This window comes from Candidatus Nitrotoga sp. M5, from assembly GCF_927904885.1.
Lineage (GTDB): Bacteria > Pseudomonadota > Gammaproteobacteria > Burkholderiales > Gallionellaceae > Nitrotoga.
The window spans coordinates 1-12,914 of sequence record NZ_CAKMNW010000059.1 but is presented as its reverse complement, the minus strand read 5'-3'; the positions used below and the strand labels follow the sequence as shown (position 1 = coordinate 12,914).

12 protein-coding genes are annotated in these 12,914 nt (G+C 48.9%); all 12 read left to right on the top strand.

Translation table 11 applies throughout. The features are described 5' to 3' along the window. Positions 1-758 precede the first annotated feature (758 nt). Complete coding sequence (locus MJ770_RS11230; protein WP_239254225.1) at positions 759-1,970, top strand: NAD(P)/FAD-dependent oxidoreductase; 1,212 nt, start codon at positions 759-761, stop codon at positions 1,968-1,970. A gap of 47 nt (positions 1,971-2,017) precedes the next feature. Next, positions 2,018-2,989 (top strand): alpha/beta fold hydrolase, encoded by a 972-nt coding sequence (locus MJ770_RS11225; RefSeq protein ID WP_239254224.1) that lies wholly within the window; start codon positions 2,018-2,020, stop codon positions 2,987-2,989. Positions 2,990-3,124: 135 nt separating this feature from the next. Next, positions 3,125-3,562: an SDR family NAD(P)-dependent oxidoreductase gene (locus MJ770_RS11220; RefSeq protein WP_239254223.1), complete on the top strand. Its 438-nt coding sequence runs from the start codon at positions 3,125-3,127 to the stop codon at positions 3,560-3,562. A 36-nt stretch (positions 3,563-3,598) separates the two neighbouring features. Next, the gene (locus MJ770_RS11215; RefSeq protein ID WP_239254213.1) at positions 3,599-4,306 is read left to right on the top strand and encodes an IS6 family transposase; all 708 of its coding nucleotides are present in this window, start codon (positions 3,599-3,601) and stop codon (positions 4,304-4,306) included. A 426-nt stretch (positions 4,307-4,732) separates the two neighbouring features. Further along, positions 4,733-5,959 carry a CaiB/BaiF CoA transferase family protein gene (locus MJ770_RS11210; protein WP_239254211.1) on the top strand — a complete coding sequence of 409 codons (1,227 nt, stop codon included), beginning with the start codon at positions 4,733-4,735 and terminating at the stop codon, positions 5,957-5,959. Positions 5,960-6,048: 89 nt separating this feature from the next. Further along, positions 6,049-6,852 carry a MaoC/PaaZ C-terminal domain-containing protein gene (locus tag MJ770_RS11205; protein ID WP_239254209.1) on the top strand — a complete coding sequence of 268 codons (804 nt, stop codon included), beginning with the start codon at positions 6,049-6,051 and terminating at the stop codon, positions 6,850-6,852. A 43-nt stretch (positions 6,853-6,895) separates the two neighbouring features. Then, complete coding sequence (locus MJ770_RS11200) at positions 6,896-8,074, top strand: ABC transporter substrate-binding protein (RefSeq protein ID WP_239254207.1); 1,179 nt, start codon at positions 6,896-6,898, stop codon at positions 8,072-8,074. A 16-nt stretch (positions 8,075-8,090) separates the two neighbouring features. Continuing rightward, entirely contained in the window at positions 8,091-8,954 is an 864-nt protein-coding gene (locus MJ770_RS11195) for a branched-chain amino acid ABC transporter permease (protein ID WP_239254205.1), read from the top strand. After that, on the top strand, positions 8,954-9,970 hold the full coding sequence (locus MJ770_RS11190) for a branched-chain amino acid ABC transporter permease (RefSeq protein WP_239254203.1): 1,017 nt from the start codon (positions 8,954-8,956) through the stop codon (positions 9,968-9,970). Before MJ770_RS11195 ends, MJ770_RS11190 begins: the two co-directional genes overlap by 1 nt. Further along, positions 9,967-10,725, top strand: coding sequence for an ABC transporter ATP-binding protein (locus MJ770_RS11185; protein WP_239254201.1), 759 nt, complete (start codon positions 9,967-9,969; stop codon positions 10,723-10,725). Before MJ770_RS11190 ends, MJ770_RS11185 begins: the two co-directional genes overlap by 4 nt. 19 nt (positions 10,726-10,744) lie before the next feature. After that, positions 10,745-11,464, top strand: a complete 720-nt coding sequence (locus MJ770_RS11180; RefSeq protein WP_239254199.1) for an ABC transporter ATP-binding protein — start codon at positions 10,745-10,747, stop codon at positions 11,462-11,464. Positions 11,465-11,744: 280 nt separating this feature from the next. Beyond that, entirely contained in the window at positions 11,745-12,530 is a 786-nt protein-coding gene (locus MJ770_RS11175) for an IclR family transcriptional regulator (RefSeq protein ID WP_239254197.1), read from the top strand. Positions 12,531-12,914: the final 384 nt, after the last annotated feature.

Genomic DNA, 12,914 nt, shown 5'->3' with positions numbered 1-12,914 from the left:
CACGGCGCAGCCAAGTAAGCGTAGATCTTATATTTTGCGCTAGCATAATTGAAATTCGGCATTATCCGACTTATTCCCTTATAAATACAACAAAAATCAAAGGGACTGGTCGGAAGAAACAACAATTCTATACAAATAAAATCGTGATCTTCCCTGTGACGCTGTTACTGGCTCGCTGTTTCGAGAAAATATCCGCATAGCTAAAAACGGGGCCGTCATAAATAGCGGCCTTAAATCCAAATAATAACCTCTTTCAGTGCTTCCAATAGGCCTAGTCGCCCTGGTTTCATTGAAAGATCCAATACTAAAAACAACGTATGTTAGGGCTCGCTTGCTTACTTAGGCGAACACAGCACCGCCAAAGGTATTTGTTCCCGACCCGATCGGTATAGCTGCACGCTTATAGATTTATTACCAAAGTCAAGCACCAATCTAATTTTGGCGGGCCTATCCTATACTTCGGTAATAGTCAGTCTACACCTGAGTCCGATCGTCCTACGCGCTCGGAAAGCATAATTTTTGTCTTGCTTGGTAATACTCGTCACTAAAACAGGACAAGAAGAATGCCGTTAAATGTAAGTAAAGAGAACGTAGTACTCTCAATATCGTTGGCCGTGTCTTTTGTGTTCAATTTGGCGCCGCAGAGTTGTCAGGCAATTCAAGTCAGGCCGGCAGTCACCTTCTTCTCTCCCCGTAATGGTCCTTTCTCCCAAGGACCAGGCTGTCGGCCTTTCTTTTGCAATTAGGAAGGAAAGATAATGACTAAACGCATTTTGATTGTTGGTGCAGGATTCGCTGCCACCGACGCCGCTCTCTCTGCCGCCCGGTTACGCGACCTACAGAAAGTCTCCAGCAGGGACCTTGCAATCACGGTAATTGCTCCCAACCCGGTTCTAACAGTTCGCCCAAGGCTCTACGAACCAAACCCTGAAAAAATGGTAGTTCCGCTTCTGGATCTTTTCAGCGCCGTTGATGTGAACTTTGTTCAGGGAACCGTCAACGCGATAGATACTGAAGATCAGACGGTTACGTTTGAGAACCTGGGTAATGACAAGCCGAAACTGACATATGATCGATTGATCCTTGCTGCAGGTAGCAGCTTGTTCCGCCCTCCGATTCCTGGCGTCGACGAACATACATTCAGTGTTGATAATGTTTCTGACGCCGTATCTCTTGACGGCCATTTGAACAGTCTCGTCAAGCGTCCGGCGAGCGCGAAGCGCAACACAATTGTCGTCGCGGGTGGCGGTTTTACCGGCATAGAAGTTGCCACAGAGATGCCAACCCGCCTTCGCAAAATACTTGGCCGAGATGATGATGTACAGGTGGTCCTGGTTGAACGTTCGTCGACTATTGCGCCTGATATGGGCGATGAAGCGAGACCACATATAATTAAGGCACTCAATCAACTTGGAATTAGAGCAGTTACAGGTGCGGGGATCACGAGTGTTGATGCCGACGGAGTCACCCTATCAAATGGCGAGAGGATCGATGCATCTACCGTAATCTGGTCCGCTGGGATGCGCGCCACAGATCTAACTGCGCTAATTAACGCTGAACGCGACAATCTCGGCAGATTGTTGGTAGACGCAAATCTGGCAGTTCCCGGTGTGGCCAACGTGTATGCCACGGGAGATGCTGCGAAAGCAGCAAGCGACGACCTTGGGAACTATACGCTGATGTCGTGCCAACACGCCAAGCGAATGGGTGCTTTTGCAGGCAACAATGCGGCTGCAAGCTTAATGAATGTTGAACCAGAGCCCTATCACCAGCGAACCTACGTTACATGTCTTGACCTCGGGGAACCTGGCGCGCTCTTCACACGCGGTTGGGACCGAAAGGTTGAAGCGACGGGTGCCGATGCCAAAACGATAAAACAGGAGGTCAATACTATATGGATTTACCCTCCCAAAGCGGATCGGAATGTAGCTCTTGCTTACGCTAAACCGAGCTCAGTCGTAGATTTTTAGTCTCTAAAAATTACTACGTTAAACAAATTTATGCCGAGGAATCAACAATGGAAAAAAATGAATTTATAAGCCTTGATCGTCGCGAATTTCTGTCTGCCAGCGCCTGCGCGATCCTTCTAACTTCATGCGCGGAAGCGTTTCCGCAACCCTCTGCTTCGCAGCCCCCAAAATTGAAAGGACAAACTATGGCGAATTTTATTACGACAAAGGATGGCGTTGAAATATTTTATAAAGATTGGGGTCCGAGGAATGCGCAGCCTCTTGTGTTTCATCACGGATGGCCGCTTACAGCTGACGAGTGGGACAATCAGTTACTCTATTTTCTTGCGCGAGGGTATCGGGTAATCGCCCATGATCGTCGGGGACATGGGCGCTCAACTCAAACCGATGAGGGAAATGAGATGGATACCTATGCGGCCGATGTCGCTGCATTGGTAGATGAACTCGATCTCAAGAATGCGATTCATATCGGACATTCAACCGGCGGCGGAGAAGCTGCTCACTATGTTGCAAGATCGAAGTCTGGACGAGTGTCGAAACTGGTCCTCATCGGCGCTGTAACGCCCATCATGTTGAAAACGCCCAATAATCCCGGTGGATTACCGATCGATGTGTTTGATGAAATCAGAGCTACGCTAGCCGCGAACCGATCACAGTTCTACATTGATTTAGCATCAGGGCCATTTTACGGGTTTAATCGTTCCGGCGCGAACCCCATCCAAGGGCTGATCCAGAACTGGTGGAGCCAGGGTATGGCTGGAAGCGCCAAGGCCCACTATGATTGCATTAAGGCTTTTTCGGAGACAGACTTCTCGGAAGGCCTGAAATCTATCAATGTACCAACGCTTGTCATGCACGGTGATGACGACCAAATTGTCCCTTATGTCGATTCCGCACCATTGTCGGTCAAGTTTCTCAAGCATGCGACCCTCAAAACTTACAGCGGTTTCCCGCATGGAATGTGCGGAACGCATCCTGATGTAATTAACCGCGATCTGCATTCTTTCATCTCAAGCTGACAAAACCATAGCGGCATGGCCCGCCACCTGTGGGCCATGCCAACAAATTCGCTTTCTTCACTGCTTCAGGAACGAAGTGTGAGGAAAGAACAGAATAATAAATTCGTCAATCAGTAATCTTGGAGGCATAGATCTATGCAATCTTTGAATGGGCAAGTAGCAGTTGTTACGGGCGGTAATAGTGGTATTGGCAAGGCGACAGCCCGGTTATTTGCGCGACAAAAAGCGCAGGTGATTATTACAGGCCGCAGAAAAGATGTTCTGGACAATGCTGTTGAGGAGATTGGCTACGGCGCCATTGGTATAGAAGGCGACGTCTCCGATCTTGATCATCATAAAAAATTGGCGACTGAAATTAAAGACAGGTTTGGCGGGCTTGATATTTACGTTAGCAACGCCGGTGTTATTCACCTGTCGTCGACGGAACAAGTTACGCCAGAAGATTTTGATCTCCAGTTTGACGTGAACGCACGCGGTACTTTCTTCGGCGTTCAAACATTGCTTCCCCTCATGCGAGATGAAGGCCGCATTATCCTGATTAGCTCCCTGGCGGGGACTGTCAGAATAAAATAGCTTGTCGTCCTATTTGTCATTTTCTACTCTCCCTGAATGAAAAATCATAATCCATTTCGCTATTTCAAAACATCGCCTGAGATCATCCGCCTGGCGGTGATGATGTATGTCCGATTTCCGCTTTCTCTACGAAATGTCGAAGACCTTCTTCATGAGCGCGGCATCGATATCTGTCATGAAACTGTTCGATATTGGTGGAATAAATTTGGTCCAATATTTGCTGGTGAGATCCGGAAGAAACGACTTCATCCTCCCCAAAATCATTCGAACTGGAAATGGCATCTTGATGAAGTCTTCGTAAAGATCAATGGCGAAACACATTACCTGTGGCGTGCCGTTGACCACGAGGGCGAAGTCCTGGAAGCCTTTGTTTCCAAGCGACGCGACCGCAAAGCAGCCTTGGTGTTCCTTAAGAAAATCATGAAACGGTATGGGAGGCCCCGTGTTATTGTCACAGATAGGTTACGCTCATATTGTGCCGCAATGAAGACCATCGGAAATGCTGAGGTTCAAGAGGTTGGCCGGTGGAAGAACAATCGCTGTGAAAACTCTCACCTCCCATTCCGGCGACGAGAATACGCAATGCTAAAGTTTAGGCGCCTGCAAAGTTTACAGAAATTCGTATCTCTTCACGCATCAGTCCACAATCACTTCAATCATGAGCGTCACCTAACAAGCCGAAAAGAATTCAAGCTTCAACGAAATGCCGCACTGGTCCAGTGGCAGCAATTTAGCGCGGTATAATTGAGGCACCTTATCGCCCTTTTATGACAAACAGAGACGTGGTCGCATTCGTCTGACAGCACCGAATTCAAGCGTCGAAGAATTGCCGCACTGGTCGAGTGGCAGCAACTTAGTGCGGCATAATAGAGGCGCCGTTGTGCCAATTTACGCCAAACAGAGACGAGGTCGCATTCGTCTGACAGCACCGTGTCGTGCCTTCGCTATTTCCGCAAACCAAATCGATCCTCTCTAGAAACGCCTTGACAAGAAATTTAATACTCCTAATATTTAGGATGACATCCCGAAAAATGGAAAAATCAGAAAATAAAAGCTCGTGCGGCGTTGGTTTTACTGAGCCGTATGGACGAAATGAAAAATCTGATCTGACGGGACGCATGACGGAAGAGAACCAATTTCGGATCCGTCAAGACGTGAGCAGGGGGACATATGCAGAGCACATCGAATGTAGCGCCGCTTAAAGGTACGGTGGTCTTGGATCTCACCCGTTGGCTCGCGGGTCCTTATTGCACGATGATGCTGGCGGATGCGGGGGCCACAGTAATCAAAATTGAACCGCCGCGTGACGGCGAAATCACCCGAAGCCTCGAACCGATTTTGCGAGAAGATAATCGGGAGCCAATCAGTTCCTATTTTCTACGGCTGAACAGGCGCAAAAAGAGTGTCTGCCTGGATCTGCGAAACCCTGAGGCAAAAGACGCCTTTATTGCACTTGTTCGGAAAGCAGATGTGGTGGTCGAAAACTTCCGGCCCGGTGTGATGGATCGTCTTGGGCTCGGCGTGGATGTGTTGCGTGAAGTAAATAGCAGGCTCGTATATTGTTCGATCAGTGGATTTGGGGGGGCGGAATCGCCGCTCCGTTCTTGGCCGGCATTTAACCTGGTTGCGGAATCCATGACGGGGTTGGTCCAGCATGGGCAAGATACCGGCGAACCAATAGCGCTTGGACCGGCAATCGGCGATCTGGTGCCATCGCTGCATGCGGTTTCAGGAATTCTGATGGCGCTGCTACGACGTGGAATTACCAACGAAGGAAGTTACGTCGATATTGCCATGTTCGATTCATGTACATCGATAAATGAACTGGCAATCGCCACGACTAACATGACGGGTAATAAATTTGAATATGGCCGTCGGATTAATCCTAACTTGGCGCCCTATGGTCTTTATCAAGCGTCAGATGGCTATGTCTGCATCGCCGTTGCAAGCGAAGAGCAATGGCTGCGTTTTTGCAAGGCAATTGAGGCAGAAGATCTCTCTAACGATCCAGAACTTAGAACCGGTGATGGGCGCGTGAAAAATTTTCATGATCGCATTGAACCCGTGATGTCGGACTGGCTGGCGAGCCGAACGCGAGTGGAGGCGGCCGCGTCCATGGCGGCGGCGGGCGTGCCGGCAGGACCGGTGCTGGAAGCGGGCGAGGTGCTGGCAAGTGAACAGGCAATTTCCCGCGACATGATCGAGGAGGTTATCGCTCCGGATGGGCGTAAATGGCCTATTCCGGCTAGTCCAATTCGGCTTTCTCCGAAACCCGATATTGAACCTGCGCAAACCGTACCTCCCGGTTTTGATAATGGTGCGGTGCTCGGTGGACTGGCGGGATTAGATCCTGAAACAATAAAACGTGTGACTCAAGAAACCAAATCTGCCCGATAGAAAAGAAAGGTATCCCCATGCCGTATTCGACTCGTGTCATTGGCACTTGTTCTCGTCCCGAACCTTGCGAGATTGATCGCCGTTGGGCGATGAACTATGCGGCCGCGATTGATGATCGAAGTGACGTTCTATATGACACCCGCAGCGGATCTGTCCCTGTTCATCCCCTGATTTTGTCTCATCCTGAATGGGAGAGCCATAAGGCAATTCGTGATCAGTTTGGACTTACTGCGGAGGAGATGAGCCGGGGCGTTCAGGTAACGCAAGACACCCGTATTTTTAAGCCTCTAGTCTCCGGAATTAGTACGCTAACAACGGCGAAAGTAATCGGGGTTCACCGACATCGCGCCGGCGCCTGGGCAACGGTGCAAAATGATACGAAAAGCAAAGACGGGGAATTATTAGCTACGACGATTTCCGGCGCGATCTTTCGCGATGTTGAGGTCGATGGAGAAGATTGTCCTGCCGCTCTACCGGCTTTGCCGCGGCTCGGTGCCAAGGTTGGAGAGAAAGTTATCCAACAATTGAATATTCCCTCAACGGCGTGCCATGTGTACTCGGAATGTTCGCGGATTTGGAACCCTATCCATACCGATCTCGGAATTGCAGAAGAGGCAGGCTTGCCCGGGCTCATTCTCCATGGAACGGCAACGATTGCCATGGCCGTATCAGCCATTACCGCCAAGATTTCTGGTGGAAATCCAACAAGTATCTCACGGGTGGCAGGCCAATTGCGTGCCATGGTGATCGTCCCGACGGAACTGACACTAACCTATCAGGTCCATGCTTCTGATGATGGCGACGGGCAAGTCGTAACATTTGATCTCGCCACGCAATCGGGCGAGCTGGCCATCAAGGATGGCATCGTTGAGTACAGTAACGATCGTTCATAGGAGCAGATCGACAATAAATAATTTAAAACCAAGGGAGCGTAAAATGACGATTAGAAGATCTAAATTATGGGCCGTCGCTGCGGGATTGGCGGCAGCTTTCGCAATAACAACTGCCACAATAGCAACGGCCGCCAGTGAAGATAAAGACGTGTTTCATTTTGGCGTGCCATACCCTGAAACAGGCAAATTTGCGGAGTATGGAGCCAACTATTCTGATGGTATCCGGCTCGCCGTGGAGGAAATTAACCAGAAGGGGGGCATCTCCGTCAACGGGAGGAACGTCCAGGTTGAGGCAATCTTCTGTGATACCCAGGCAAACTCCGCAACGGCCGCCGCTTGCGGACGTCGCCTCTCTTCACAAAACCAGGTTCCGGCGATGCTTATCTCTACAAGTATCGAAACCTTCCCCATCATGAGCTTCAATACGATGGCTGCTCCTCCGTTCCTGATTATCAGCTCTTCCGCCTCCAATAAACTGGTGCAGCAAGGTAATCCTCTCGTCGCCCGGTACTGGTATAATACTTATAAGTACATGCCGGGATTCACGAAGGCTCTCAAGGATACTCTTCCCCATCTTGGAAAGATATCCATTATGCAAAGTGAAGACGAATTCGGGAAAGCTTGGGCAGACACGTTTTCCAAGGGCTGGAAAGCTGCAGGCGGTGATTTTGGGGAAATTGCAACCTATGCAAATAGTTCAACGGATTTTTATCCACAGCTAACTGCGTTATTGAAAGATAAGCCTGACACACTTGCTGTTCCAGGGGCCTGCCCACAGGTAACGCCAGTTGTAAAGCAAGCTTTGGAACTGGGCTTTAAAGGACCTTTCATTTTTCAGGTTTCATGCGGACCGGAAGAGGTATCAACCTTTGTCGGTTGGGATGCAATTGAGGGATCCGTGTTCGAAGGCAGCGGTTGGGACAGAAAATCTGCCAAAGTCGTGTCTTTCAAAGACACTTTTAAAGCAAAATTCAACCGAGAAACTGTCGTTATTTCTGCTGACGGCTACGCGCAAGCAATGTGGCTGTTTGCGGCTGTAGAAAAGGCCGGGAACTTTGATAGCGCCGAGAATATCCGCGCGGCAATGGGAGCAGTAATGGATCAGGACTGGAATATTCTGGATATTAATGATCTGGAAGAAAACGGCGAAACTACTGCGGTTATTCATCCTCGCCTTGTGAAAAGTAAGGATGAAATTATCGATTACACGGACAGCAATTAGTTCTTGGGAGATTATCATGGCGGCTGACATTGCACAGAATATTGCCAACGCGCTAATGGCTGGAAGTATATACGGGCTTTTAGCGGTATCTCTTGCCCTTGTTTTCGGCGTGCTGGAAGTACCGCAGTTTGCCTTCGGTGCGCATGCAATGCTGGGGGCCTATTCGGTTGCAATATTAGCCAGCTATGGTTATTGGATCCCAGTTGCGGCGGCGATCGTCTTGATGGCGATCCTTGGTGTTCTGGTTCAGGCACTTATTTTCGACCCATTGAGAAACGCGCCGCCAGCAACATTGTTTATCGCAGCTTTCGGTCTATTGCTGGTCCTTCAAGGCATGGCTCTTGTCCTTTTCGGTCCGAACAACCATTCAGTGGCGCCCGCTATCGCTGGCGGCACAACAATACTCGGCGCGTCAATCACCTATCAGCGAATGTTGGTGGTTGCCGCGGCGATTATCGCGGTCCTGGGTCTGAATGTTTTCCTTCGCTACACGAAAACCGGCCGGAATATTCGAGCAGTCGGCCAGAGCCGTACCGGTTCTCTGGTTGTTGGGCTTTCTCCAAGGCGAGTCGGTTTGATTACAATGGCAATCGGTAGTGCCTTGGCAGGACTGGCCGGCGCCTTGCTCGCCCCCATCGCGCAAGTTTACCCGACGATGGCGGATACACTGGTAATCAAGGCGTTCATTATCATTGTTCTGGCTGGAATGGGTAGCATCAATGGCGCTCTACTAGGAGGGTTTATTGTTGGTTTGTGTGAATCCTTCGGGTCAGCCTACTTGTCGCTGGAATTCAAAGATGCCTATCCGGTTGCACTGTTCATTTTGATTTTACTTGTTCGCCCACAAGGCTTGTATGGCAAAGTTGTGAGGGTCGCATAATGATAACGCGGGCAAATATTTTCCCGACGATAACGGGAGTGCTATTGCTAGTCCTGCTGCCCTTCATTTTTCAGTCTCCATATCATATTCAAATCCTTACACAGTTACTGATTTGGGCGATATTGTTTACGGGACTTGATATTGCCGTTGGGCACGCAGGGCTCGTATCGGTAGCGCACGGTGCCCTATTTGGTCTGGGTGCGTATGTCACCGGGATTTTAACTGTTGATGTGGGTTGGGGTTTTTGGTCAACCTTACCGGTCGCAATTCTGGTTGGTGCCCTTGTCGGGCTTGGAATTGGTTTGCTTACGCTTCGAATGGAAGGGCATTACTTCGTCATTGCAACCCTTGGAATTGGTTTGCTGATTACAATTGTTATACGCAATTGGACGGAGTTGACGCATGGTGAGTTAGGGCTAAGTCCCGTTCCCAAACCAATTTCCTTTGAAAGTATTCCGTTAAACCCGTCTTTAACGATGTACTATCTAATGGCAATTGTCAGTTTCGTTTGTGTTGCCGGATCTTATCTTTTGATGCGGACATCGACGGGGCGTCGCCTGCGTGCGATACGGGATAACTCAGCTCTTGCGGCAGCTGTCGGAATAGACGTTTCTCGAACGAGACTTGTCGCCTTTCTGATTAGTGCGGGGATGGCTGCTTTGGCAGGCAGCTTCCAGGCATCCTATCTTTCATATATCGAGCCTTCAATCGCGAGTTACGAGGTTGGTTTCACAGCTCTTATGGCAATTATTATTGGCGGCCGTGCAACAGTAGCGGGTCCGTTCATGGGAGCGGCGATCTTTGTTGTTCTGCCCGAGATTCTGCGAAGTGCGGACGAGTTTCGCATAATCACTTTGGGGCTCATACTTATACTAGTGGTCCTGTTTGCGCCTGACGGATTGGCAGGCCTAAGTAAAATCGCTTTCGGGAAAATAGCTAACCTATTCTCGGGAAAGCCTACAAATCCAAACAGAAATTCGTCGAACGTGTTGCTAGATCGGAAAGATGCCTCATGACTGAATGGATCCTTTCTACGGAAAATTTGTCCCGGTCTTTCGGTGGACTAGCTGCCGTCGACCAGGTTTCCTTTCAGGTTAAGAAGGACGAGGTGTTTGGCATCGTCGGTCCTAATGGCGCCGGGAAAAGCACTTTATTCAACCTGATTGCGGGAGTTCTTCCGCCCAGTCATGGAAAGATTGAGGCCTTTGGCCATCGAATTGACCGAATGCCAACGCAAAAGCGGTGTTGGTTGGGAATTGGACGGACTTTCCAGGCTGCGCAAATGTTCCCAACCCATACGATTGGAGAAAGCTTGCTATCGGCAGGTTCCGCCAAGCATCGGGGAGTGGCGGGCTGGCTGCGACCAGTAGATTTAAAGTCTGATCGACAGGAAATGTTAGAGTTTTTGGATTTTATCGGTTTGGCGGGAATGGAGGATTTATTGCCTTCCGAGCTGACTAATCTTCAGCAGCAAAAGCTCGCGATCGGTATGGCGCTTATTACGGACCCGCAGCTATTACTGTTGGACGAACCGTCTGGCGGATTGATTGAAGCTGAGGTCTTGGAATTGCTAGCGTTTATAAAAAGCATTCGAGTTCGGGGCATCACGATCGTTGTTATTGATCATAAAATGCGTCTCATGATGAACCTGTCGGACCGGATCATGGTGATGTCCGCGGGAAAAATGATTGCACTCGATGTTCCGAAGAAAATCGCGAGTGATGTCAATGTGCAGAATGCCTATCTTGGACGCCCGGCGGGCTCAGATTAAGAGGGTTGGGAAGATCGAAATGATCCTAAATGTCACAAATTTGTCGCTTGCATATGGGTCCCGAATTGCAGTCGATCAGGCTTCCATGACAGTTGCCGCCAGTGAATGTGTCGCGTTGGTGGGCGCCAATGGGGCAGGGAAAAGTACGCTATTGAAGTCGATTGTCGGTATTCAAAATTCGTTTGGCGGGTCCATTTCCTTCGACGGCAGAGATGTTACCAAATGGACCCCTGAAGCCGCGGTTCGCGCAGGCGTAATCCTGTGCCCGGAAGGCCGGCATCTATTTCCCGAAATGTCGGTGCGGGATAATTTGCTGTTGGGAGCAACCAAACTCAATCTTTCGAATGCGCAAACCAGAGCAAAAATAAAAGAAATTGAAGAACTGTTTCCCGTTGTCAATGAGCGGAAAAATCAGCTTGCTGGAACGCTTAGCGGTGGAGAACAACAGATGGTTGCCCTAGGGCGAGCGCTCATGTCTCAACCTAAGCTATTAATATTGGACGAACCATCGTTAGGTCTGGCGCCCCTATTGGTTGAGCGGGTTTTTGAAATTGTTTTAACGATTCTGGAGACAGGCTGCTCTGTCCTGATCGCGGAACAGAATGTACAATCCGCGCTCGGCGTGGCGCATCGCGCGTATGTAATGGAGGCAGGAAAAATCGTAAAATCCGGCGATGCATCGCGGTTGAGTACCGATCCAGCATTGCTTTCGGCTTTCATCGGCGTCGATGAAATATGATGGAATCTTCGTGAGAGTGTCGGCACTGCTTTTCGTGGATACTAATTCGACCAGAATTTACAAAAATAAAATATTGAATATGCTTGACTATCACTACTAGAATTTACAATGGAAATTTGGGTTTGTCCTGTAAGGCCGGATTAATCTAAAGTTGACTAGTTAACTTTTTGATCCTATAATTTAAGATATAATCCTAAAAAATGAGACCGTACAATAAAAATAGACTTACTCATCGCGGCGTGTGGTCGCGTGACAGAGTCATCAACCTTTTGAGGTAAAAATGCTAATTCCAACACCGTTGGCACGGTATAATCAAATACTGGAAATTGTCTCGAGTGCCCCTCAGGGAGTAAGCTTGAGTCAACTTGTTGAACGAGGTGGTTTGCCGCGGAGTACTACACACAGATTGGCGGCATCGCTTTGTGCAGCTGGATACCTCAAGTCGCAGGACAATGGGCACTATGTCTTTGGACCGGCGTTGTTGGAACTATTAAAACGGAGCCTTGCTGCAAGCGCGACGGATTATCTACCGCGTACGGTCCTCTCTTCAATCACGGCCGAGCTTGGCGAAACCGCATTCTTTGCGCGCCGTGTTGATAAACACATTGATTTGCTCGAGGCAATTCCGCCGGAAGCGTCCGGGCGATCCTATGTCTATCCTGGAACAGGTTCCCGACCCGTCGACACATGTTCCTCCAGCAAAGCAATCCTTGCCTATGTCGAGGATGAAACCGCAAAAGAAATATACGAAGCCTATGAGAAGGACAATAACGCGCCGAGCCATGATTGGCTCAGTTTTAGCCGAACACTTGAAGAGGTGCGCAAGAATGGAATTGCGATTTGCGACGGTGAGATTGATGAGGGTGTTTTCAGTGTTGCATGCCCGGTCATCGTCGCCAATATGCCGGGACTTTTTAGTATTGGCGTAGTTGGTCCGACAGCGCGAATGAAAGAGAAATCGATCGATCGTTTACAAAGCGTCGTCCAGGCTGGCGCCGAAAAAGCATCGGCCTTTATTAGCGAGCGCATGTTCCGTGACAGCGACAAAAGCCGTGACGGCGAATAGAGAAAAATACGGCTAATAACCCTCAGTGTAAATAGCAACATTTTATTTTAAACTCCGCTTCGGGTTCGTCGGCTTCTGTAAACCGATATGGTTTTAAATAGTCTCGTCAGGTTTATAATTATTAATAATACTTAACGGCATAATATTTTCTCCATAACGGGAAATGACAATAATAACTTGTATTATTTATTATAGATAATCAAGAATTTTTTTGTTTTACTTGATATGCGAAGTCATCGCCTTTCGGAATACCTGTGAAAATCCCGCAGCTCATCGAATATCAAGACTAAACCGAATCTCTAAGTAATTACTGCTTGCCTCAAATTCAGCCCAACATCCGAAACCTTCATTTTTTAGTGTCCGCATAAATCCAGACATTCTATT